Origin of the sequence: Desulfovibrio diazotrophicus (assembly GCF_902498985.2) — a bacterium.
Taxonomy (GTDB): domain Bacteria; phylum Desulfobacterota; class Desulfovibrionia; order Desulfovibrionales; family Desulfovibrionaceae; genus Desulfovibrio; species Desulfovibrio legallii.
In genome coordinates this window covers 761,787-784,617 of the sequence record NZ_OX346397.1, presented here as the reverse complement: position 1 = coordinate 784,617, position 22,831 = coordinate 761,787, and the positions used below count along the sequence as shown (strand labels likewise).

The window sequence follows — 22,831 nt, the reverse complement described above, 5'->3', positions numbered from 1 at the left end:
GGGCATTTGAGGTCTGAAATCCAGGAGAGGACATATGGCTCAATCAATCGTTGACGATATTGACACCACGCTGGCCAGCAACGCAAAAATCAAGGTCATCGGCGTGGGCGGCGGCGGCGGCAATGCTGTGCAGAACATGATCGCTTCTGGCTTGCGCGGCGTGCAGTTCGTCTGCGCTAATACGGACCTGCAGGCCCTGGCCAAAAACGGCGCTTCGGTCAAGGTGCAGCTGGGCGAAAAACTTACTAAGGGCCTGGGGGCTGGGGCCAACCCCGAAATAGGCCGCGAGGCCGCAGTGGAAAGCGTCAACGCCGTTCGTGAAGCCATCGGGGACGCGGACATGGTTTTTGTTACCGCCGGCATGGGGGGCGGCACCGGCACGGGCGCGGCCCCGGTGGTGGCCCAGGCCGCCAAGGAACTGGGCGCGCTCACCGTGGGCGTGGTCACCAAGCCCTTCAGCTTTGAAGGCGCCAAACGCAAGCGCGCGGCCGAGGCCGGCCTGGAGGAGTTCAAGCAGCATGTGGACTGCCTGATCACCATCCCCAACGACCGCCTGCTGGCCTTTGCCCCCAAAAAGGCCCCCTTCTCCGAGATGCTGCAGAAGGCCAATGACGTGCTCTATTACGCCGTTAAGGGCATTTCGGACGTCATTGTGGGCGATGGCCTCATTAACCTGGATTTTGCCGACGTGCGCACCACCATGGCCGAATCCGGACTGGCCCTCATGGGCACGGGCATTGCCTCCGGCGAAAACCGCGCTCGCGAAGCCGCCCAGCGCGCCATTATGAGCCCCTTGCTGGAGGACGTTTCGCTGGAAAGCGCCAAAGCCGTGCTCTACAACATCACTGCGCCCACAGATATCACCGCTGATGAAATCGCCGAAATCGGCGAGATTATCGGTGAAGCCACGCCCGAAGAAGCCAATATCATTTTTGGTGTGGTCTTTGACGACAACATCGGCGACGAAATCCGCCTGACGGTCATCGCCACGGGCATCGAATCGGTGCAGGCCGTGGAAAGCGTGCAGCCCCAGGCTGCCGCGACGGTGACCAACTTCCGCAAGCCTGGTCGGGACGCCGTGGTGGCCGATTCGCGTCGCATGGGCTCTCGCGGCGCAGCGCGGAACCAGCGCGGCGGTGAGCTGGACGAACCCCTGCTGGGCGACGAGCCTGCCCGCGCCTCACGACGGGCCCAGGCCGGCCTTTGGACCAACGAAAAAGATATAGAAGGGCCGTCCTATATGCGCAAGCGTCAAGCCTTGGGGCAGTCGCTGCACAGCGCGCACAACCCTGGGCAGCAAGACTTTACCTATGATGAAGACGACTTTGAGATTCCCACCTTTATCCGGACACAGGCGGACTAGAGCAGATTACCTTTGAGAATATGTATTCTCAAAGGTGAAAACACGCTCGTTCCGGCGCTTAACCGCGCAAATAAATTGCGCTTGCGCCTCCACGGCGGGCGGTTGCTTACGCAACCAGCAGGGCATTTCAAAAGTTAAATGCCCTAAGTCTGCTCATGAATAAGGTCCGGCGGCCGCGCTGGCGGCCGCCGAGACAAAAGCCCGCGAGCCTTGGGGTGGGGTTGCGGTGGGCAGGGCCGTCTGGATTGGCGGGTTTGCGCACGGGAATGTCAGAAAAAGTCTTTTTGTTTGCTGCGTTGCACCGCTTTTGACGGTGGCTCCTCTGGCCTTCAGGGATGCGGTGGGCGTTCAGCTGTGGGCGCACCTTTAGCCGCAATTCTGCAGCGGTGCCAATATATACAAATTTTACCACTTTTCAGGGCTCGCCTCTTCGGCCCTGAAATGCCCGCCGGGAGGCCCATTGGGGGCCTCCCAGTGCGGGGCGTTACGCTCCGCTTTTCAGGGCAAGCGTTCCCCCTGCGGATCGCTATGCTCCTTTCTTTGAGATAGCCCATAAAACCTGCAGGCTGGCCGCCCAAGGTGACAGGTGCGGTTTGCAGGGTAAGGGGATTCAGCAGATGCGGGGCAGTTGCGCGCCTTCCAGCATGCCCAACAGGCGGCGGCCCCCGATGCGGGTGGTCAGGGTCACCTGGGCTTTGCCTGCAGTCACCGTACCTACGCGAGCGGCCTCCAGCCCATAGGGCGAACGGCGCATGGCCGCCAGGGCGGTCTCGGCGCGGTCTTCCGGCAAAATGCAGATACATTTGCCTTCATTGGCCAGATAGAGCGGGTCAAGCCCCAGGAAGGAGCAGCCGCCGCGCACGCTTTCGTGAACAGGGATGCTGGCTTCATCCAGCTCGATGCCCACCTGGGATTGTTCGGCGATTTCGTTGAGCGTAGTGGCCAGGCCGCCGCGCGTAGGGTCGCGCAGCACATGCACCTGACCCGCCGCAGCAATGATGTCGGCGATCATATGATTGAGGGGGGCAGAATCTGACGCCACGTCGTTGAGAAAGGAGAGCCCTTCACGGCTGCCCATGACGGTCAGGCCGTGGTCGCCCAGCGCGCCGCTCACCAGTACGGCGTCGCCGGGGCGGGCATTGTGCCCCGAAGGCGGCGGGGCGGCAAAGACCGTGCCCACTCCTGTAGTATTAATAAATATTTTGTCGCACGCGCCGCGCGGCACCACCTTGGTGTCTCCGGTGACGATGGACACGCCCGCAGCCCTGGCCGCCGTGCCCATGTCCGCTGCTACGCGCTCCAGCACGTCCAGAGGCAGGCCTTCCTCCAGAATGAAGCCGCAGCTCAGGTAGCGGGGTCGCGCGCCCAGCATGGACACGTCGTTAACCGTGCCGTGCACGGCCAGACTGCCGATGCTGCCGCCGGGGAAGAAGAGCGGCGTCACGGTATAGGTATCGGTGCTCATGGCCAGCGGGCCGTCCAGATCCTCCAGCAGGGCGGCGTCGTCCAGCCGTTCCAGCAGGGGGTTGGCGAAATGCCGCAGAAAACACTGCGCCACCAGGCGCTGCGAGGCGCGTCCGCCGCTGCCCGCATCCAGAAGAAGACAGGTCTCCATTATCGCTCCGAATATTTGTAGTAGGCGGCGCAACTGCCCTCGGTGGAAACCATGCAGGGGCCTACCGGGGTGGCGGGTGTACACTTTTTGCCGAAGAGGGGGCAGTCCGGCGGGGCCATGCGGCCGCGCAGTACGTCGCCGCAACGGCAGCCCGGCAGGGGGGGCACCTCCGGCAGGGTCACGTCCAGGCGGGCCATGGCGTCCAGGTCGGCAAAGTCCGACCGCAGTTTAAGCCCGCTCTGCGGGATGCGCCCGATGCCCCGCCACAGGGCGTCCGTCGGCTCAAAAACCTGTTCCATCAAGGCGCGGGCCCGGGGATTGCCCGCGTCGTCCACCGCGCGGGGGTAAGCGTTGACCACCGCCGCTGTGCCGTCCCGCCGTTGTTCAGCCATAAGGCAGAGGGCCAGCAGGATGTCCGCCGGCTGAAACCCGCCCACCACGCCGGGCACATGGTAGTCCCGCGCCAGAAAGGCGTAGGGCTCCAGCCCCAGGATGGTGGAAACGTGCCCCGGCAGCAAAAAGGCCTCAATGCCGCACTGACTGTCGTCCAGCAGGGTGCGCAGGGCGGGAGGCACCAGCTTGTGCAGGGAAAGCACGCAGAAGTTCCGTATCTTGCGCTGACGCGCCGTAAGCAGAGTGGCCGCCACGGTGGGGGCTGTGGTTTCAAAGCCGATGCCCAGAAAGACCACCGTGCTCTCCGGATTGGCCGCGGCCACGTTGAGGGCATCCAGCGGGGAGTAGACGATTTCTACCCGCGCGCCCTGGGCCTGGGCGTGCTTGAGACTTTTGCCGCCGGGGCCGGGCACGCGCAGCAGATCTCCGAAAGTGGTCAGGATGACTCCGTCACGCCCGGCCAGGTCCAGAAAGGCGGCCACTTCCGCGTCGTGGGTAACGCAGACGGGACAGCCCGGTCCGGAAAGGTGCGTGACCGATGCGGGCAGCAGCGAACGCAGGCCGCTTTGGAAAATGGCCACCGTATGTGTGCCGCAAACCTCCATAAAGCGTAGCGTGCGGCCGTCCAGCGCCCGCGTCAGGCGTTGCAGCAGGGCGTGGCAGAGCTGCGGATCCTGAAAGGCGTTTTCCAGTTCCATGGCATTCCCTTTGTTCAGCATTCAAAAACTGTTGACCACTGCCGCCACCTTCGGCCAAAGCGCACTGAGCCGATATGGTTCTTTTTAAGATTGCAATGCCCTGGCGGTTGCGTAAACAGCCTCCCGCCGTGGAGGCCGCAAGCGCTATGTATTTGCGCGCTTAAGTGCCGGAACGAGCGTGCCGTAACCTGTGAGCGTGCCTATTCTCACAGGTAAGCTGCTCTCGTGCGCGGCGGCCCTGGCCTTTTGCCGCTGCAAATGTGCCGCGCTTACGGCAGTGGGGCCAGATTATTGAGCCCTGCCTCCACCGGCAGGCCGCACATGAGATTGGCGTTGGCCAGGGCCTGGCCGGAAGCGCCGCGGCAGAGGTTGTCAATGGCCGAAAGAATGATCAGCCGTCCGGTGCGCGGGTCCACCACCAGGCCCAGGTCGCAGAACATGCTGCCGCGCACATAGCGCGTTTCCGGCAGCGCCCCCTTGGGCAGGATGCGGACCCAGGGACTATGGCTCCAGGTTTCGGTATAGACTGCGCGCACGGCGTCCAGATCCATACGCGGGTCTTTGAGCCGGGTATAGATGGTAGCGAGGATGCCCCTGTTGGTGGGCAGCAGGTGGGTATTGAAGGAAAGGCGTACGTCCTGTCCGGCCAGAAGGGAGATTTCCTGCTCGATTTCCGGCGTATGCCGGTGGGTGGGCAGGCCGTAGGCACGGAAGTTGTCCGAAACTTCGGAAAACAGCGTGGGCACAGCGGCCTTGCGGCCCGCGCCCGTGGCTCCGGATTTGGCGTCCACCACCAGGTCGTCGCAGTGGACGAGGTTGTTTTTGACCGCAGCATAGAGTCCCAGAATTGTGGCCGTGGGGTAGCAGCCGGGATTGGCCACCAGGCTGGTGCGGGCAATGTCCGCGCCGTAGAGTTCAGGCAGGCCGTAGACGGCCTTGTGCAGCAGGTCGGTACAGACGTGTTCGCGCTTGTACCAGGCTGCATAGGTGGCCGGGTCGCGCAGGCGGAAGTCGGCGGAAAGATCCACCACCTTTACGCCGGCGCGCAACAGGGGCTCAGCCATATCCATGGCTGTGCCGGCGGGCACGGCCAGGAAGACCACCTCGCAGAGCTCCGCCGCTTTTTGTGGGTCAAAGGTGCTGATGACCACATCCGCGCCGGGCAGATGTTCCAGAAATGGGTAGTAGGATCCCAGACGACGGCCTGCCTCGGCCCGGGAACAGGCCATGCCCAGGCGCATGGACGGATGCCCCGCCAGCAGGCGCGCCAGCTCCATGCCCGCATACCCGGTAATGCCCACCAAACCCACGGAAATCACTTTCATGTCATATCCCTTTGGAACGTCGGTTGCGAACGTCGGCGCGCCCTGCGGCGGCGTAACCGTGGCGAGGGCGCTTTTTCAGTACAAAAAATCCCCGTCGCGGGGGCAGGGCCGTCAGCGACCACTGCAGTCCGGGCCGCAACGGATAACGAACTTCATGCGCAGTTCATAGAGCAGGCTTTCCAGCAGCTTGCTTTCCTGCTCGTCCAGACATTTTTCGGTCTTGCGTCGCAGCATTTCCAGCACGTCGATACTGTGCCGGGCCAGGGGCAGGTCTGTTTCCGTCTGTCCGGTTTCAGGATTGGGCACCTCGCCGAGCTGCACCAGCGCCGATGAAGCCAGAGAAATGACAAAGGTGGAGAAGGTCACTTCAGGCATGGGACCGGCAGAGCAGCCACAGTTTTTTTCAGTCATGACGGACTCCTGGCGCGCTGGCCGCGCGCTGTTGCCCCTGCCCTCCGCCGGGATCGGATCTGGCCGGACGGGCGACGGGTCTGAGAAAAAAGACGCTACTGCCGCGCCTCAAAGCCTTGCGGAAGCGTCATAGAGCAGACTACTTTTGAGAATAGGTATTCTCAACGGTTATGGCCCGCGCGTTCCGGCGTTTATCCGCGCAAAGACATCGCGCTTGCGTTTCCACGGCGGGCGTCTGCTCACGCAACCGCCAGGGCATTTCAAAGGTGTAATGCCCCAGCGGGTTTCCCCCAAGCTGCCGCCGGGGGTCAGCGGCATACGGGCGGCAGGGGCACGCCCGGTCCGTCCTTGAGGGCCGCGCGGTAGGCTGCCAGGGACTGTTCCAGATAGTCGCGCGCGCCGCTGAAGCCGCCTGTTTCCGCCAGGCTGCGGTTGAGGGCATAGAGCCCCGCCGCCACATCGGCCCAGTCCACCCAGCCCATGTGGCCGATGCGCACCATACGGCCCTTGTATTGGTCCTGCCCGCCGGCCATGCAGATGCCGAATTCCTCCTGCGCGCGGCGCAGCACAGCTCCGCCGTCCACGCCCGGAGGCAGCAGTACGCTGGTGACACCCCAGGAGAAATGGCTTTTGGCAAAAAGCTCCAGCCCCATGACGCTGACGCCCGTGCGGGCCATCATGGTCAGGGCCCACTGTTTGGCGTAGAGGGCCTCCAGGCCGTTTTCCAGCAGCAGGGCCAGGCTTTCCTCCAGGGCCACCAGCAGGTTGATGGCAGGGGTGAACAGGGTTTGCCCCTGCTCCACCTTTGCTTTCTCTTTGGGCAGGTTGAAATAGAAACAGCCGGTGACGGTGGCGGCGGCCTTTTCCCAGCCGCGCGGAGAAAGAGCCAGCAGGGCCAGGCCAGGGGGCAGCAGCAGTCCTTTCTGTGAGCCCGTCACCAGGCAGTCGATGCCCCATTGATCCATGGGACAGGGGGCCAGGCCCACGGCCGAGATGCCGTCCACCAGCAGCAGGGCGGGGCTCTTACGGGTGACGGCGGCGATTTCGCGCACGGGATGGAGCACGCCCGTGGAGGTTTCGGAGTGCTGTACCAGCACGCCGACAATAGCCGGGTCTGCGGCCAAAGCGTCGGCCACGTCCTGCGGTTCCACAGCCTTGCCCCAGGGCACGCTGACCGTGACCACCTCCAGCCCGCGCGAGACGGCGATTTCACGCCAGCGCTGGCCGAACTTGCCTCCTTCCACCACCAGCACCTTTTCGCCGGGGGCAAACAGGTTGTACACGGCGGCGGTCATGGCGCCCGTGCCGGAAGAGGTCAGGGGCAGCACTGTCCCCGCAGTGCCGAAAAGGGTCCGCAAGCCTTCCTGCACACGTCCCATAATGGCCATAAATTCGCTTTTGCGGTGGTGGATCATGTCCTTGGCCAGGGCAAGACGAACCCTTTCGGGCAGAGGCGTGGGGCCGGGGGTGAGCAGGCGAACTTTGTTCAACATGACGCTTCCTTGTTGTTTATGGGCCCACCTGGGCGATATAGCATTTAAGGTACGCCGTTTCCGGCATGGCGGCCTGAACGGGGTGGTCCGGTCCCTGACCTCCCGCAAACAGCAGCCGGGTATGCAGTTTGCTCTTGGCGGCGGCCTGCGTCAAGCAGTCGCGCAGTTCTTGCGCCTCCAGATGGTGCGAACAGGAGGAGCTGGCCAGCACGCCGCCGGGTTTGAGCAGGGATACGGCCAAAACTGCGGCCTGGCGGTAGGCGGCCAGCCCCTGCGCTCTGTCCTTGCGGCGTTTGATGAAGGCGGGCGGATCCAGACTGATGCAGCCAAAGCGGCGGCCCGTTTCACGCAGTTCACGCAAGACTTGGAAGGCGTCGCCGCAGAGGGCCTGGGCCGCGCAGTGCGGCGCGTTGGCGGCGGCATTGGTCAGGGCGTAGTCCAGAGCAGGGCGGGCCGCGTCCACAAAGGTCACCGAAGTCGCGCCCGCGGCGGCGGCCGTTACGCCAAAGCCGCCCACATAGCTAAAAATATCCAATACGTCCGCGCCCTTGGCATAGCGCGCCAGCTCCCGTCGGTTGCGTCGCTGGTCATAGAACCAGCCGGTTTTCTGCCCCGTGACGCAAGGAGCCAAGAAGCGGCAACCGTTTTCCGGCACTTCCAGCGCCTCCGGCGCCTGGCCCCAGGCGGCGACGGCGCGGTCAAGCCCCTCCAGGGCGCGGGCGGGTAGATCATTATCCCAAAGAATGGAGGTCGGGGCGAGCAGATCGTGCAAGCAGGCTTCCAGGGCTTCCTTACGGCGCTCCATGCCAGCGGTGGTAAGCTGTACGGTGAGGTGCCCGTCAAAACGGTCCAGAACCAGGCCGGGCAAAAAATCGCCTTCACCGTGGCAGAGGCGGTACCAGGGGGCGGCGTAGAGCCGCTCGCGCAGGGCCAAAGCCGCTGTCAGGCGGGAACGCAGCAAGGCCGCATCCAGCTCGGTTTCCGGGCGACGGCTGTAAAGACGCGCGCAGATGAGCGAGGCGGGATTGACGTACACGCTGCCCAGGGGTGCGCCCCGCGCGTCGCAGAGGGTGGCCGCCTCGCCGGGTTCAAAACTGGGAAGGGGGCTTTTGCTCCCGTCCACCTCGTTGCCGAAGACCCAGAGGTGCCCGGCCCGCAGACGGCGGTCTTCATGTTTTTTCAGCCAGAGCTTGCGCATGTCATAAACCTGAGGGGCCGGCGGCGGGCTGGCCGGAAGGGGGCAGTCCGCGCAGCTGTTCTTCAATGGTGAGACGTCCGGCCGTGGCCGTGACGTCAAAAAAGGCTCCGGGATTTTCGCTGGCCAGAAGCAGGTCGTCAGCACCCAGGGGGCGTTCCGTGCGGGTGCGCACTTCCAGAGTGCCCGGCCTGGTGAAAAATGTTCGCAGGGCCTTGCCGATGTTTCGATTTTGGGGGGTGGTCGTCAGAGATGGCGAGGCCAGGGCCGCGTTGAGTGTGGCCAAGGCTTCGTCCGATTCCGGAGCAAGCGCGCGCACCAAGAGGCTGGTCAGGCCCGCGTCCGTGAAGGTCAGGCTGAGCCCGCTGTAACGCTGCAGCAGGAGACTTGCTCCCTGGCCCGCGTCGTGGATGGTCAAGGCGCAGTTGAGGTCGCCCAGGCCCGTGGCCCGCGCGGAAGCCTTTTCCCAGCTCTGGTGGAGTCCTGTCTTGCGGCTTTCGAAGCTCAGGTCCGCCACTGTGGCGGGCAGGTTCAGACCGGTGAGTAATTCCAGCGTGCCCTCAGGGAGGTCCAGGCCTTCCACCTGGCTCAGGCTGTGACGCGGTGCGGTGGAAAGCCAGCGGAAGCGCACCTGACGCACGCGGATGTTTTTGTTGCCCAGGCTCAGATCCAGGTCCGCGGCCCGCAGGCCGCCCAACAAGGGCGGATTGGCGGCCAGCATGGAGTCCGTAAGAGGGATGAGGGCCGCCAGGGCTCTGTCCATGCCGGCCCCGGTCTTGTCCGCCACGTCCATCAGCCGACGGAGCGTATCCTCATGCGGCAGATGGATGTCCCGCTGCTCCAGGCGGCCCAGACGCAGCGCCTCCCTGCCGTTGACGGCCAGGCGCAGGTCGCTCAGGTCAAATGCGCCCATACTTCCGCCCTGCCAGCGTCGCAGCTCCGCTGTATCGATGGTCATGCGGGTCAGGCCTGCGCTGCCGGGAATTTCTACCGTTATGAAACGGGCGCGGAGGTTGTCCGCCCCCATGCGGTAGAGGATATCGGCCGCATCCATGATTTGGGCAGGGGCCAGAGCTTCGGCCGCCAGGGCCGCGTCAGCCCGGAGCACATCAATGGTTTCGTGCTGCAGCACGCCGCGGGCCTGCGGGGTGCGCAGAACCACGTTGCGCAGGTCCACATTCTGGGCCACGGGCACAAGGCCTTCTTTGGGCAAGGCCAGGGGCCGCAGGGGCGTAAAGGCCAGCAATATGCGTACGGGCAGGCGCACATGGGCCTCGGCCACGGTGTAGGCCAGCGGGCCTTCCGGGCTGTGCCCGCGAAAGGTGAGGCCCCGGATGGTCAAATCGCGGGAAAAAGGGGCCAGAGTCACCTGGTCCGCCGAGGTCTCATAGGGTTGCCCCCCGGACGAAAGGCTGATGTGCTGCAGACTTTGCAGCACCTCCCGCTCCACATGGGGGCGCAGCACAAAGTTGATCCCCAGCAGCAGGGTAAGAGTCAGCGCGCCGGCGAGAGCCAGCGGCAAAAGGAATTTTTTCATGCTCCTGTCGTCCTTGTCCGCGCGTCAGTCCACCCTGTGGTGGCAGCCCAGACTTGTGCGGTTGCGCATGGCGGCCTGGGTGATGGCGTAGGCCGTCTGCGAACCGTGGAAGAGGTCCACCAAACGTCGTGAAATATGGGTGCGTTTGTAAAAATCGTGGATATGGCGCACCTGATCGCGCATGTCTTCAAAGGCGCGGCGCAATCGGGCTTCAGTGCGCGAAATGCCCACATAGTTCCACATGGTGTTGCGGATGTTGGTCCAGTCCTGGGCCACCAGGGCCGGGTCGTCGTTGCGCTCGTTGCCTTCGTGCTGCCAGTCAGGGATGGCCCTGGCCAAAGCTGTGGGCAGGCCGCGCTCGGACGTGCAGCGCCGGGCCAGATCCTTGCCGCAGCTCATGCCCCAGACCAAGGCCTCCAGAAGGGACGTGCTGGCCAGACGGTTGGCCCCGTGTAAGCCCGTGCAGGCGCATTCGCCGACGGCGTACAGCCCGCGCATGGAGGTGCGGCCGTTGATGTCCGTAAGCACGCCGCCGCAGAAGTAGTGGGCGGCGGGCACCACGGGGATGGGCTCTTTGCGGATGTCGATGCCGGCCTGGCGGCAGGTTTCAAATACCGTGGGAAAGCGCGTGGGCAGATCCTGCTTCACGCAGCTCACGTCCAGGAACAAGCAGGGCGCGCCGCTGTGGAGCATTTCTTCCATCATGGCCTGGGCCACTACGTCGCGAGGGGCCAGGTCCCCCCTGGGGTCGTAATTGCGCATAAAGGCGTGGCCTTTCTGATCCAGCAGGCGGGCTCCCTCGCCGCGCATGGCCTCGGTGATGAGGGAGCGGCGGTTGGTGCGTTCTTCATAGAGCGCCGTGGGGTGGAACTGCATAAATTCCAGATTGGCCAGGGCCACACCGGCGCGGAAGGCCATGGAAACGCTCGTGCCCACGCAGCCCGGTGTGTTGGTGGAATGCAGAAAAACCTGCCCCACGCCGCCGGTAGCCAGCACGGTCCAGTCGGCCAGGATGGTTTCCGGTTCGCCGCTTTCTTCGTTGAGCACATAGGCGCCCAGGCAACGGTTGCCCACCTCGTAGCGGTACTGCGAGGTTCTGGCCTGGTGGTGACTGGTCAGGAGGTCGATGGCCGCACGACGGTGCAGTCTGGTGATGCGCGGATGTTTGCGCACCTGGGCGGTGAGGCCGTCCATGATGGCCTTGCCGGAGTAATCGGCCCGGTGCAGGATGCGCGGGGCGGCGTGCCCCCCCTCCCGCGTAAGGTTGAAGCTGCCGTCGGGGTTGCGGTCAAATTCCACGCCCGCGCGCTCCATCAGCATGCGTTCCACGCAGCGCGGGCCCTGGCGGCAGAGGTAACGCACGGCCTTGCGATAGTTGTAGTCGTGCCCGGCCACCAGAATGTCTTTTTCCAGAGCGCGGGCGTCGTCGGGAATGGCCGTTGAGGGGGCGGCACGGTAGATGATGCCGCCCTGAGCCAGTTCGGAATTGCCGTCGGCCAAGTCTTCGCCTGCATTGATCAGCAGAACGTCATGACCGGCGTCGGCCAGGGTAAGGGCCGCCGTGCAGCCGGCAACGCCGGAGCCGATGATCAGCACGGGCACATGCCGCCGGGTGGGAGTGCTCATAGCTTCCTCACAGTCCGCAGGCCTGGAGCATGCGGGTTAGGGAGAGGCGGGCGGGGGGACAAAGGGCCTTCTCCACAACCAGCGGGGTGGCGGCGCCGTCCGCAATGCGCCTCAATATATCATAAAGTTTTTTTTCCGTCACCTTGGCCATGTTGCCACAGATGGCGTGTCCCAGGGGGATTATGTCGCACTGCCCGGCGTGGCGGGCCGCCAGGCGGCGCACCAGATTGTTTTCCGTGGCAATAACCAGCGTGCTGCCGGGGTTTTCGCTGGCCACGCGGGCGGCCTCCTTGATGAGGTAGGATGTGGATCCGGCCCCGTCGCAGAGGGCCACCACCTCTTCACGGCATTCGGGGTGGGCAATGACCCGGCAGCCGGGGTGGGCGGCGCGCATATCCAGGATGTCCTGCGGCTCGAAGCGGGCGTGGATGGCGCAACAGCCCGGCCAGAGCAGCAGCTTTCTGTCCAGAGCCTGCGTATCGGGAGCGACCAGCCCTTTGGAGCCGATGCGCAGCACGTGTCGGTCCGCTGGCGCAATGCCCAGGCCCGTGGCCGTATTGTCGCCCAGATGCCTGTCCGGCAAAAAAAGTACGCTGTCGCCCTGGTCCAGCGCCCAGCGCAGCATGGTGGCGGCATTGGCTGAAGTGCACACGGCCCCGCCGTACTCGCCCACCACGGCCTTGAGGGCCAGGTCAGTATTGACGTAGGCCAGGGGCACCACCTTGCGGCCCTGGGCGGTGAGCTCTTCCAGCACCTTGCGGGCTAGGGGGGCCGGCGTCATGCGGGACATGAGGCAGTCCGCGTCCAGACTGGGCAGGTAGACGTGTTGGCCGGGCTTGGCCAGCAGGGCGGCCGATTCGCCCATGAAATAGACGCCGCAAAAGACAATGTGTTCGGCCGCCACCGAGGGCACCCGGCGGGCCAGTTCCAGAGAATCGCCGGTGATGTCGCAGTGACGCACCACAGCGTCATTCTGGTAGTGGTGCCCCATAATACAGAGGCTTGCGCCCAGACGCTCCTTGAGGCGCGTGATGGCGGCGTGCAAATCTTCCATAATACTGTCCTTGAAAAAAACGGCCCGGTCAGGCCGGAAGCAGGGTCATGCTGAAGTCGGCGGCCACGGCGGAGTGGGTAAGTCTGCCCACGGAAATAAAATCGGGCCGACGCGGTTGGGTCAGGGCAATGGCGCGGATGTTTTCCAGGCGCACGCCGCCGCTCACTTCGGCTTCCACTTCAGGTGGAACCAGCGCCAGCGCCTGGGCAAGGGCCGCGCCCTCCATGTTGTCCATCATGACGCGTTCCACCCCGGCGGCCAGGGCCTCGCGCACGTGGCCCGGGGTGCGGCATTCCACCTCTATGGGCGGGCAGGGCGCGTACCGCGCGCGCAGGGCGGCCACGGCAGCGGCAATGGAACCCGCCGCGTCAATGTGGTTATCTTTGAGCATGAGCATTTGCGCCAGGTTGATGCGGTGGTTGCAGCCGCCGCCCGCTTGGACGGCGTATTTCTCCGGCCAGCGCAGGCCGGGGGTGGTTTTGCGCGTGTCCAGCAGGCGTACGCCCGTGCCTTCCAGTTCCCGTACGTAGCGGGCCGTGAGGTTGGCAATGCCCGAAAGGTGGGTGATGAAATTGAGGATGACCCGCTCGGCCTTGAGCAGGGGTTCGGCCGGAGCCGTGATGCGGGCCACTTCTGTCATGGCGGGCACGGCGCCGGCCTCCGGGGCCAGCGCTTGCCAGTGGAAGGGCGCGTCGAGAGCGCGCAGCACTTCGCCGATAACGGGCAGGCCCACCACCAGGGTGGCTTCCTTGGCCCGGATGACCGCGTGCAGTTGCGCATCGGGCGCAAACAGGGCCCGGGCGGTAAGCTCCGGGCCGTCCTCTTCCAGGGCCAGGGCAATGGCCTTTTGTAGCAGCGGCCGGCCTTCAGGGGTAAAGAAGGCGGCCCATGACGTGAACATTGCGCTTGTCCCCTCCGCTTCCGCGTGCTAAGTGAAAAGGCGCCCGTCAACGGGCCGGAACCCCTGGACGGCGCGCCGGTTGGCATAGGGTTGCAGCAGGCCTTTGCAGGCTTGCCGGGTTTCTGACACCTTACTTAGAATGCCCCGTGGCGCGCGTCAAGCTGTGTGCCTATGGGCGCAAGCGTCCGCGACGGCGTTGTTTTTTGATTCGTAACGTACCAGGGTACTGACGTGTATGGCTGACCTCCGCACCGAAAAATCTACTGTTTTTTCTCAGGAAGACCGTGTTGCCCCATCTGCCCAGGGCGACGCGGGGGCGCAATCCTCTCCCGCGCCGGAGAGGACGGTCGTCGACATTCCGGCTTCTTCGCCAGCCTCTTTTCCCCAGCCGTGCGCAACCACTGTCCCTTCTTCCGATATCGCCTCAGCCCTTTCGCCCGCGCCCGCACCTGAAGCGCCGCCCATCGTCCCGGTTGTGCAGGACAATGCCGAGGCCGGCGACGCTGAAGTGGCCGACCTGGAGCGCGAAAACACCCGTGTGGACGCCGCCGCCTATACTGACGCGGAATTTGTCCACCCGGCGGACATGGCCGACCATCTGGAGAATCTGAGCCTGGAAAAGCAGGTCAGCACCCTGCGGCGCATGCCTAAGGAGGAGGCCGCCGAGGCTCTGGCCGAGCTGGACGAAAATATGGCCGTGGACGTGCTGGAAAATCTGGACGATGACGTGGCCGCCCAGATTATCGCCGAAATGTCCCCGGACGACGCCGCCGACGTGCTGGACGAACTGGACGCCGACCGGCGCGACGCCCTGCTGGGCCGGCTGACCCGCGAGAGCTCCGAAGAACTGCGCAGCCTGCTCAACTTTGACCCGGACTCGGCCGGCGGCGTCATGAATACCGAGCTTATCCTGCTGGAAAAAAATTTTACGGCGGACGAGGCCATTGCCCATATCCGCAGCGAAATGGCCGACAAGGAAAGTCCGTACTACGCCTATGTGGTGGACGCCCAGCATGTGCTGGTGGGCGTGCTTTCTCTGCGCGACCTCATGCTGGCGCGCCCCGGCACAGTGGTGGGCGATGCCGTGGCCGGGCAGAGCGTGGTGAGCGTCACCTACGATACGGACAAGCGCGAAGTGGCCAGCCTGCTTTCGCACTACAATTATATGGCCATGCCCGTGGTGGACAACGAAGGGCATATTATGGGCGTGGTGACCTACGACGATATCATGGACATCATGCACGAGGAAGCCAGCGCAGACATGCTGGGCATGGTGGGCGCGGACCCGGAAGAAAGCGTGGACACCCCCTGGAAGGAGAGTGTGCGCAAACGTCTGCCCTGGCTGTTTGTGAATATGATCAATTCCGCTCTTTCCGCTTCCGTGGTCTATATGTTTGAAGGTTCCATCGCCCAGATGGCCGTGCTGGCCGTGCTCATGCCCATGGTGGCCAACCAGGCGGGCAATACGGGCCAACAGGCCCTGGCCGTCATGATCCGCCAGCTGGCCACAGACCGCTTTGACCAGAAGAAAGCCTGGATGGCCGTACTGCGCGAAGGCAAGATCGGCATCGTCACCGGCATGGTCATGGCCGTCACGGCCTTCTGCGCGGCGTGGTGGTTTACCGGGCAGGCCAAGGTGGGGGGCGTCATGGGCGGCGCGCTGCTCTGCGATATGTTGCTGGGCGCGGTGGCGGGCGGCTCCATTCCGCTGCTCTTCCGCGCCCTGGGGCGCGACCCGGCGCAGGCGTCCAGCATTTTTCTGACCACCATTACCGATGGCGCGGGTTTTTTTATCTTTCTGGGGCTGGCCACGCTGTTCATCCTTTAACCCAGGCCGCCGCCGTCGTGTGGTCCGGCGGGACCGTTGCCGGGGAGCGCAGCCGCATATGCCGGAAACACCGGGCGAAGTCTGCCGCATCCTGCTGGTGGACGACCATAAACTGCTTATGGAGGGCGTGCGCAGCCTGCTAGCCCCTTACGGGCATCTGCGGGTGGTGGGCATGGCCTGCAGCGGCGGCGAGGCCGTGGCCTTGGCCGCCGCGCTCTCGCCGCATCTGGTGGTGCTGGACCTGGGCCTGCCGGGCATGAATGGGGTGGAGACGGGCAGGGCCGTACTGGAAGTGCAGCCCCGCGTCCGCATTGTGGTCTATACCGGCCTTGAGGACCAGCGTTGGCTGCCGGAACTGGTGGACCTGGGCATCATGGGCCATGTGCGCAAGTCCGAACCGCCGGGCGTACTGCTGCGAGCCATTGAAAGCGTGCGGCGGGGTGAAATTTTTGTGACCTTTCCCGACCCCGGCGGGCGCATGGCCGCCCTGCTGCGCGAGCGCCGCGCCGCCGACAGCGCCGTGGGCGACGCCGCCGCCGATCTGCGCGCCCTTTCCCCGCGCGAAAAGCAGATTTTTCGCCTGCTGGCGGACGGCAAAAGCGTCAAGGCCATTGCTGGCGAGCTGTTCATCAGCCCCAAAACAGTGGAAACCCATAAGTACAATCTGCTCACCAAGCTCAAGGCCGCTTCCGTGGGCGATCTGGTCAAAATCGCCATCCGCCACGGTCTGGTCAAAGTTTAGCTGCAGCCAGGGGGCAGCCCCATTATGGGCGGCGTTCCTGACGCCGCCGTGGCGCCATGCGCCCATCTGGCGGCGCCCCCCTATTGGGGAAAACCCTTAGGCAAAAATTCACAAATCAGGAAACTCCCGATGGCCCAGGCCCTTGCCGGAGGCTAGTCTGGCTTTGTCAGAAACAACGCATCGGCATCTGGCCGCAAGGGGGATACAATGGCGTGTGATTTGAGTGCGGCCCCTGTTCTGGGGGCAAGGTTTGGGGCACGGCGGCTGTGGCCGCTTATGGTGGCTTTGCTGCTGCTTCTGGCGGGGCCCGTGGGAGCATGGGCGCAAAGTGCCGCCACGCCCGCAGTCCAGGTAGCGGCGCAAAACGATCCGGCCGCGACGGCCGCACCGGACGCCGCAGGCACGACCCTGCAGGTCGCGCCGGAGGGGGCCACGCCTCCGGCCACCCAGACGCCCGATCTGGCGCCAGTGGACAACCACCCCTGGTGGTTCTGGCCCACGGCACTGCTGTTTTTCTGCTTTATCCTCGGCATTATCGCGGTGATGGCCGGCGTGGGCGGCGGCGTTCTGTTTGTGCCTCTGGTCAGCGGCTTCTTTCCCTTCCATCTGGACTTCGTGCGCGGCGCGGGTCTGCTGGTGGCCCTGGCGGGCGCGCTGGCCGCCGGTCCCGGTCTGTTGCGGCGTAACTTCGCCAACCTGCGTCTGGCCCTGCCCGTGGCGCTCATTGCCTCAGCCTGCGCCATTGTGGGCGCCATGCTGGGTCTGGCTCTGCCCACCAATGTAGTACAGACCTGCCTTGGCGCGACCATTCTGGGCATTGCCGTACTGCTGCTCATGTCCAAAAACTCCGTGCGTCCCGTGGTGACCAAACAGGATGCCGTGGGCCTGGCCTTGGGCATGAACGGCGTGTTTCTGGAACCCAGCACCGGCGAAGTGGTGGAGTGGAAAACCCACCGCACCCTGGTGGGTTTGCTGCTCTTTATTGCCATCGGCATCATGGCCGGCATGTTCGGTCTGGGAGCCGGCTGGGCCAACGTGCCAGTGCTCAACCTGCTCATGGGCGTTCCCCTCAAGGTGGGCGTGGGCACTTCCAAGTTCCTGCTCTCCATCACCGATACTTCCGCCGCCTGGGTCTATCTGAATCAGGGCTGCGTCATCCCGCTCATGGCTGTGCCCTCCATCGTGGGGCTTATGCTGGGATCCGTGGTGGGTGTGCGTCTTCTGGCCGTGGCCAAGCCCAAGTTCATCCGGTATATGGTCATTATCGTGCTCTTCTTCTCCGGGGCCAAGGCCCTGCTCAAGGGACTGGGCTGGTAAGTCCGGATATATAAGGGAGTATACAAATGCAGACCAAAGACTTGCGGAACGAAATCAAGGCTTCGCCAGCGCAACTGCGCTATGCGGACACGCTGTTTTACGGCGCGCTGCTGGGCTTTATCATTATGCTTATCACCTACGCGCTGTATGTCTTCGGCGTGCTGACGCCCCAGATCCCCCTGGACGAACTGCCCCGGTTGTGGACCCACAGCGCGGCCGAATACCGCGCGGCCGGGAACATCCCCCAGGGCTGGGGGTGGCTTGCCTTGGTGGCCAAGGGCGATATATGCAACTTCGTAGGCATAGCCTTTCTGGCGGCGCTGACCATCTTCTGCTTCATTCAGTTGGCCTGGACCCTGGCCAAGCACAAGGAGTGGCTTATGATGAGCATTGCCATCGCCGAAGTGCTGGTGCTCAGTCTGGCGGCCTCCGGCATCCTGGTGGCCGGCGGACACTAGCCGCAGCCTTGGGGCTGTGGCCTTGCGGCGGCCGCTCTGGCGGCCGTCCCCACAGCCCGGCCCGGCGCGCGCCGTCCCGAGACCCGCTGTGACGCAAAAACGGTTGTGACACCCCAGCTTGCGGCGCAGACCAGGAGGAGCCCATGTTCGCCATTCTCAAACAGTCTTTCGGTCATCTGCTGGAAGTGCCGGAAGATATTTCGCCGGGGCGTTACCGTTCTCTGCGGCGGCTTATGACGCTGCTTATGGTGGCCGTTTCCGTTACGCCGCTCTTGCTGCTTTCGGCCATCAGCCATCTGCAGTATACACGCACCCTGGGGCGGGAGATGGAAAGCCCGGTTTATGCCCTGGCCCGCAAATCCCAGGCGGCTCTGGAGCTGTATTTGGGCGAACGGGTCTCCACCGTGGGCTTCCTGGCGCACGCCTATACCTTTGAGGATCTGGCGGACGAACGCACCCTCAACCGGGTTTTTCTGTCCCTCAAGAGCGAGTTTCAGGGCTTTGTGGATATGGGACTGGTGGACGCCGAAGGCCGTCAGGTGGGGTATGTGGGGCCGTATAAGCTCAAGGGCGCGGACTACGCTGGCAAACCCTGGTTGCGGGAGGCCGAAATCAAGGGTCGCTATCTGAGCAACGCCTTCCTGGGCTACCGGGGCTACCCGCACCTGGTGGTGGCCGTGCATCGGCTGCAGGAAAGCGGCCAGTCCTGGACCCTGCGTGTGGCTACGGATACGTTGCGTGTGCAGCAGATCGTTTCCACCGTGGGGCCGGAGCAGGACACAGACGTTTTTCTGGTGGACCGCGAAGGCGTGCTGCAGACCGATTCCAATCTCTACGGCAAGGCTCTGGAAACCCTGCCCCTGTCTCTGCCGCCGGCCTCGCACGAAACTGTGGTGCGCCGCATAACTGACGCCTCTGGCCGCAACCTCATGGTGGCCTCCTGCACCCTGGCGGGCACGGAGTTCATGCTCCTGGCCGTCAAGCCCGTGGCCGATGCTTTTCGTCCCTGGTCGGCCCTGCGCACCGAACTTTTGCTGGTGCTCTGCGGCGGCGTGGCCCTTATCGTGCTGGTTTCGCACTTTCTCATGAAGCACCTGATCAACCGGCTGCAGGCCAGCGACGAGCGACGGGTGGCCGTGTTTGCCCAGATGGAGCACAACCAGAAACTTTCTTCCATCGGCCGACTGGCTGCGGGCGTGGCCCACGAGGTCAACAACCCCCTGGCCGTTATTTATGAAAAAGCGGGCCTGGCCCAGGATTTGCTGGATATGGGCAAAGTGGTCAGCGACCCTGCGGACAAGGAGCGTTTTTCCGCTTTGCTGACCAGTATCGAGAGCACGGTGGAGCGCGCCCGCGGCATTACCCACCGCCTGCTGGGCTTTGCCCGACGCATGGAGGCCAACCGCCAGAGCCTGCATGTGGAGGAAGTAATTACCGAAACCATGAGCTTTCTGGAGCGCGAGGCCAAAAACCGGGGGGTGCGCCTGGAGGCGGACTTGCCGCAGGATTTGCCAGAAATTGTTTCGGACAGGGGCGAGCTGCAACAGATCTTTCTGAACATCCTGGGCAACGCCCTGGACGCCGTGGCGACAGTGGAGCGCGCGGGCGGTCCGGACAATGGACGCTTCATTAAGGTCGTCTGCACCGCGCTTGGCCCGCAGGGGTTGGAAGTGGCCGTGAGCGACAACGGCAAAGGCATGTCGCCCGACGTGCTCCGGCATATCTTTGAGCCCTTCTATTCCACTAAAAAAGACAAGGGTACGGGCCTCGGCATGTTCATCACCTACGGCATTGTACGTCGCCTGGGCGGCGACATCCATGTGGAGAGTGAAGAGGGCAAGGGCAGCACCGTGCGGGTAACCCTGCCCCTGACCCCTCCCGAAGGCGCGGGGGAGGTGTAGCATGGCCTTGCGCATACTGTTGGCTGACGACGAAAAAGACTTTGTGGATACCCTGGCGGAACGCCTGCGCCTGCGCGGCTATGACGTCCGCGTGGTTTATGACGGACTGAGCGCCCTGCAAGAGGCGGACAAAGATACCCCCGACGTGGCCGTGCTGGACCTGCTCATGCCCGGCCTTTCCGGGGACGAGGCCTTGCATCGCCTCAAAGCCGCCCATCCCGGCCTGCCCGTCATTGTGCTCACCGGGCACGAGGCCGTGGACGACAATGGCGTCTGCCCCCTGGCCCAGGCTTCGGCCTGCCTGACTAAACCCCTGGCCTTCAGGGACTTTCTGGCGGCTGTGCAGGCTGCCGCCCGTGAAGGCGCGGCCGGCGCCGACGACAGCGGGGGAGGGCGTCCATGAACGAGAGTCAGTGCATGGCCAGACTGCTGGCCTCGGCTGTCCACGACATGCGCAATGTGCTGGCCGTTATCCGTGAATCAGCGGGGCTGGCGCAGGACCTGGCCGCCTTGGCGGCCCGCGAGGGGGGGGCGGCCCGGCACGAGCGGCTTGCCACAGCCCTGAGCGAAGTGCAGCGGGCGGTGGTTCAGGGCGCAGCTTTGGCCGAGGGCATGGACCACATGGCCCAGGCCGGCGGCGCGGAAAGCGCGGACAGCGCCGGCCCCTGCGATCTGGCGCGGGTCTGCCGCACCTTCTGCCTGTTGGCGGCGCGGCACGCGCGAGCCGCGCAGATCAAACTGGAGTACCGCGAAACGGAAGAGCCCGTGTGGGCTCCGGTGCCTGCCCTGGCCGTGTTGCGCGCGCTGTTGGAAGTTTTTGACCTCTGCGCCTCCGTGGGCGGGCAGGTGACCCTGCGTTTTGCGGCGGGGCAGCGGCAGAAAGAAGAGGGCATTATTGTGGAAGTGACGGAGGGCCCCAATCGGGAGATGGCTTTTTCAGTCATGACCGGCAGCCCTCTGCTGGACGGCCTCAGGCCCGGCTGGCGGGCGGCGCTCATGCCCTGGCGGGACGCGGGGCAGCGGTTTTTTCTTTCCATTTCGGCCTGCGCTGGCGAGGGCGCATAACCGGCCCGTGCTGGCGGGCCTGCAAGGAGCATGGTTCCATGACCAAAGAAGACATCAAAATTTTGCTTGTGGACGACGAAAAGCAGTTTGTGGACACCCTGGCCGAACGCTTGTCCATGCGCGGCTTTGAGGCGCGCGTGGCTTACGACGGGCCGCAGGCCCTCAAGGCCGTGGAGCAACCCACGGACGTCATCGTTCTGGACCTGCGCATGCCCGGCATGGACGGCTTTGAAGTGCTGCGCAATGTAAAGAAAAGCAATCCGCAGGTGCAGGTCATCATCCTCACCGGCCACGGCGGGGATGCGGAAGAGCAGACGGCCTACCGCATGGGCGCGTACAACTTCCTTAAAAAGCCCATGGACATCGACGAGCTGCTGAGCAGCATCCGCATGGCCTATCGCGACAAGGTGGAAAACGCCATGGTGGCCGTTTCTCTGGCCGAAGGCGGCGATTTTGACGCCGCCCGCGACGTGTTGAACGAAAAGGACGTCCTGGACGAACACAATAAATGACGCGGCGCAACGGCATACGGATGTGGAACACGGTCTGGTGTTGCAAGCCGCCTCCGGTGGTCTGGGGGGCTTGAGCCCCCCAGGATTCGCCTTGGCCTTCCTGCCCGGCGCTGTGGGCAGAGAGGGCCGGGACACAGGGCGGGCAGCACTGACTGCGGAGGGCTTGACCCATGCGGGTGCTTATTGTGGACGACGAGGCCGCCTTTGCCCGCCCCCTGGCGGAGCGCCTCAGCCTGCGCGGCGTGGAAACGGCCACGGCGGCGGATGCCCCGGAGGCGTTGGCCTCTTTGGAACGGCAGGATTGCGATCTGATCTTTCTGGATGTGGGCCTGCCGGGCATGGACGGCGTGGCGCTGCTTAAAGTTTTACGTGAAAAATATCCGCGCACGGATGTGGTCATGCTCTCCGGCGCAGCAGACATGGGTAAAGCCGTACAGGCCATGCGGCGTGGGGCGCTGAACTGGCTTTCCAAGCCTGTACGTCTGGACGATGTGCTGGCCGAATGCCGCAAGGCCGACGAGCGCGCCCGCGCCAGGGAGGAGGCCGCCCGGCTGGCCGAGGCCGCCCGTTGGCGCAGTCTGGGCCGGGTGGCTGAAGGCGTGGCCCACGAGGTCAACAACCCTCTGAACATCATTGTGCAGGCCGCTGGCCTGGTGCGGGACTGTCTGGACGCGCCCGAAGCCGCGGCCCTGCCCGAAGTGGACGAGGCGCGTGAGGCCGTGGCCCTCATCCGCACGCAGAGTCTGCGCGTACGTGAAATTACCAGAAAGCTGCTCATGGTGGGGCACGGCCTGGACCCGCGCACCGGCCCCCTGGACGTGGCTGCTGCCATAGACGCGGTACTGGAGCTCTTGCACGCCCGTGTGGAGCAGAGCGGCGTGGTCTGCCGCATTGCCCTGCCGGACGGCCCGGCCCGGCCGTTGGGATCCCTGCCGGAACTGCGTCAGATTCTGCTGCATCTGGTGGAAAATGCGCTGGACGCCATGCCGCAAGGCGGGACGTTGCACATACGGGGATCCGTGCGTCGGGAGGCGGCGCAGGATCGGGGCTGGTACGACCTCTGGGTGGAGGACAACGGCCCCGGCATTGCGGCCGAAGTTTTGCCTCATATCTTTGAACCCTTCTTCAGCACGCGGACGCTGCAAAGCCGCCCGCAGACGCCGGACCAGACCTCTGGACAGGGGCAGTCCCTAGGCCGGTATGCAGGCCTGGGCCTGGCCGTGGCCCGTTCGCTGGCTCAGGCCCGCAATGGCGCGCTGACGGCCGTCAACCGCCCCGAAGGGGGGGCCAGTTTTTGCCTCAGTCTGCCTCTGGCGGACGCATAGGGCATTGCATGTTGCAATGCCCTGGCGGTTGCACAAACAGACGCCCGGCGTGGAGGCGCAAGCGTTCCTCAC

Annotated in this window: 20 protein-coding genes; 10 read left to right on the top strand and 10 right to left on the bottom strand. The window is 64.4% G+C overall.

Annotation, left to right across the window (positions count from 1 at the left end; all coding sequences use genetic code 11):
* Positions 1-34: 34 nt before the first annotated feature.
* Positions 35-1,363 carry a cell division protein FtsZ gene (gene ftsZ, locus J7I12_RS03425; RefSeq protein WP_118229001.1) on the top strand — a complete coding sequence of 443 codons (1,329 nt, stop codon included), beginning with the start codon at positions 35-37 and terminating at the stop codon, positions 1,361-1,363.
* Between the two features lie 610 nt (positions 1,364-1,973).
* Here the strand turns inward: ftsZ and hypE are convergent.
* The 10 genes from hypE to nadC all read right to left on the bottom strand — a co-directional run bounded on the left by hypE (position 1,974) and on the right by nadC (position 13,611).
* On the bottom strand, positions 1,974-2,978 hold the full coding sequence (hypE, locus tag J7I12_RS03420) for a hydrogenase expression/formation protein HypE (RefSeq protein ID WP_208360866.1): 1,005 nt from the start codon (positions 2,976-2,978) through the stop codon (positions 1,974-1,976).
* Positions 2,978-4,069, bottom strand: a complete 1,092-nt coding sequence (hypD, locus tag J7I12_RS03415) for a hydrogenase formation protein HypD (RefSeq protein ID WP_208360868.1) — start codon at positions 4,067-4,069, stop codon at positions 2,978-2,980. Before hypD ends, hypE begins: the two co-directional genes overlap by 1 nt.
* Before the next feature lie 269 nt (positions 4,070-4,338).
* Positions 4,339-5,394, bottom strand: a complete 1,056-nt coding sequence (gene argC / locus J7I12_RS03410) for an N-acetyl-gamma-glutamyl-phosphate reductase (RefSeq protein ID WP_118228999.1) — start codon at positions 5,392-5,394, stop codon at positions 4,339-4,341.
* A 111-nt stretch (positions 5,395-5,505) separates the two neighbouring features.
* On the bottom strand, positions 5,506-5,805 hold the full coding sequence (locus J7I12_RS03405) for a DUF1844 domain-containing protein (RefSeq protein WP_118228998.1): 300 nt from the start codon (positions 5,803-5,805) through the stop codon (positions 5,506-5,508).
* Between the two features lie 308 nt (positions 5,806-6,113).
* Positions 6,114-7,298: a pyridoxal-phosphate-dependent aminotransferase family protein gene (locus J7I12_RS03400; RefSeq protein ID WP_118228997.1), complete on the bottom strand. Its 1,185-nt coding sequence runs from the start codon at positions 7,296-7,298 to the stop codon at positions 6,114-6,116.
* Between the two features lie 16 nt (positions 7,299-7,314).
* Complete coding sequence (locus J7I12_RS03395) at positions 7,315-8,496, bottom strand: class I SAM-dependent rRNA methyltransferase (RefSeq protein WP_208360870.1); 1,182 nt, start codon at positions 8,494-8,496, stop codon at positions 7,315-7,317.
* A gap of 1 nt (position 8,497) precedes the next feature.
* The gene (locus J7I12_RS03390; RefSeq protein ID WP_208360872.1) at positions 8,498-10,030 is read right to left on the bottom strand and encodes an aq_1923 C-terminal domain; all 1,533 of its coding nucleotides are present in this window, start codon (positions 10,028-10,030) and stop codon (positions 8,498-8,500) included.
* A gap of 24 nt (positions 10,031-10,054) precedes the next feature.
* On the bottom strand, positions 10,055-11,656 hold the full coding sequence (nadB, locus tag J7I12_RS03385; RefSeq protein WP_118228994.1) for an L-aspartate oxidase: 1,602 nt from the start codon (positions 11,654-11,656) through the stop codon (positions 10,055-10,057).
* A gap of 7 nt (positions 11,657-11,663) precedes the next feature.
* Positions 11,664-12,710 (bottom strand): quinolinate synthase, encoded by a 1,047-nt coding sequence (locus J7I12_RS03380; RefSeq protein WP_208360874.1) that lies wholly within the window; start codon positions 12,708-12,710, stop codon positions 11,664-11,666.
* Positions 12,711-12,738: 28 nt separating this feature from the next.
* Positions 12,739-13,611, bottom strand: coding sequence for a carboxylating nicotinate-nucleotide diphosphorylase (nadC, locus tag J7I12_RS03375; protein WP_118228992.1), 873 nt, complete (start codon positions 13,609-13,611; stop codon positions 12,739-12,741).
* A gap of 235 nt (positions 13,612-13,846) precedes the next feature.
* On the opposite strand from nadC, the gene mgtE reads away from it, so the two are divergent.
* From mgtE to J7I12_RS03330, 9 genes are all read left to right on the top strand, one after another.
* Positions 13,847-15,439, top strand: a complete 1,593-nt coding sequence (mgtE, locus tag J7I12_RS03370; RefSeq protein ID WP_236031466.1) for a magnesium transporter — start codon at positions 13,847-13,849, stop codon at positions 15,437-15,439.
* A 58-nt stretch (positions 15,440-15,497) separates the two neighbouring features.
* Entirely contained in the window at positions 15,498-16,181 is a 684-nt protein-coding gene (locus J7I12_RS03365; RefSeq protein WP_118228991.1) for a LuxR C-terminal-related transcriptional regulator, read from the top strand.
* 207 nt (positions 16,182-16,388) lie between these two features.
* On the top strand, positions 16,389-17,498 hold the full coding sequence (locus J7I12_RS03360; RefSeq protein ID WP_236031469.1) for a sulfite exporter TauE/SafE family protein: 1,110 nt from the start codon (positions 16,389-16,391) through the stop codon (positions 17,496-17,498).
* 26 nt (positions 17,499-17,524) lie between these two features.
* Positions 17,525-17,956, top strand: coding sequence for a DUF1634 domain-containing protein (locus J7I12_RS03355; RefSeq protein ID WP_118228990.1), 432 nt, complete (start codon positions 17,525-17,527; stop codon positions 17,954-17,956).
* Positions 17,957-18,099: 143 nt separating this feature from the next.
* Complete coding sequence (locus J7I12_RS03350; RefSeq protein ID WP_208360876.1) at positions 18,100-19,857, top strand: sensor histidine kinase; 1,758 nt, start codon at positions 18,100-18,102, stop codon at positions 19,855-19,857.
* A gap of 1 nt (position 19,858) precedes the next feature.
* Positions 19,859-20,260 (top strand): response regulator transcription factor, encoded by a 402-nt coding sequence (locus tag J7I12_RS03345; RefSeq protein ID WP_118228988.1) that lies wholly within the window; start codon positions 19,859-19,861, stop codon positions 20,258-20,260.
* On the top strand, positions 20,257-20,922 hold the full coding sequence (locus J7I12_RS03340) for a histidine kinase (protein WP_118228987.1): 666 nt from the start codon (positions 20,257-20,259) through the stop codon (positions 20,920-20,922). Before J7I12_RS03345 ends, J7I12_RS03340 begins: the two co-directional genes overlap by 4 nt.
* A 38-nt stretch (positions 20,923-20,960) precedes the next feature.
* Positions 20,961-21,434: a response regulator gene (locus J7I12_RS03335; protein WP_118228986.1), complete on the top strand. Its 474-nt coding sequence runs from the start codon at positions 20,961-20,963 to the stop codon at positions 21,432-21,434.
* Between the two features lie 170 nt (positions 21,435-21,604).
* Positions 21,605-22,759, top strand: coding sequence for a hybrid sensor histidine kinase/response regulator (locus J7I12_RS03330; protein WP_118228985.1), 1,155 nt, complete (start codon positions 21,605-21,607; stop codon positions 22,757-22,759).
* Positions 22,760-22,831: the final 72 nt, after the last annotated feature.